Here is a 791-nt window from a genome sequence, read left to right on the forward strand (position 1 = left end):
CAGACCCCGAAGACTCCAATAACTTTTCACAGGAAAGCTCAATAATCTTCCACCCAGCCTGCCGCAACAACTCCAACTGCCGCTCTAAAACACCATCCTCCCGCACATAAACAACCGGGAAAAAGACGTCATCCCACTCATCAGTATAGAAACCCATAATATTTCTACTCCTTAATCAAAATAAACGCTCATCATGATGCGGAAATAAAAAAATTTAAGGGTCACCCATGAAGTGGCAGTACCCCAATCATGAATAACCCTCAATATATACGAACGTGCTTATATACTATTCTGTATCATCAACATCTTCACTATGCACCAGGTGCACCTTCGAGGCAAGAGCAGGGTCATAAAATGGTGACTCAGGATAATACCGAGGATCAGCAACATAGATACCCGTAGCCTGCGGATCATGGTTTATAACCCCACCAAAGAGCTGACCTGTCTTATCGTAGAGAGGATCCGGGGCGCCGTTCGGGAAATTCCTTCGCTGTTCTTCCTCGAAATCGGACCAGGGATACCGCACGCCCTCACCGGCAATCATCACATTTTCCGCACCCATCAGTTCCTCAAGCTGCGGAATATATGAGGTGGGAAGACCAACACCATACCCCACCACCACAGGATATTCCTCATAGATATACCCACGAAGATCAGAATAGTAGTAGCTCATACGTTCAGCTAATTGAAGCGCATACTCCGGGGCATAAAAAGGCGAACACTCTTCCCGTACGATAAAGAGATCTTCACAGTTCTCATAGAATACAAAAAGACCCTGACGCATATCATTC

At 45.9% G+C, this 791-nt stretch carries 1 protein-coding gene; it reads right to left on the reverse strand.

Translation table 11 applies throughout. The features are described 5' to 3' along the window. Nucleotides 1–286: 286 nt before the first annotated feature. Nucleotides 287–791: hypothetical protein (locus tag HMPREF2756_RS11445; protein ID WP_246825837.1), on the reverse strand; the 505-nt coding region annotated here is incomplete at its 5' end.

The organism is Rothia sp. HMSC067H10 (assembly GCF_001810635.1).
In the GTDB taxonomy this organism is placed as follows: Bacteria; Actinomycetota; Actinomycetes; order Actinomycetales; family Micrococcaceae; genus Rothia; species Rothia dentocariosa.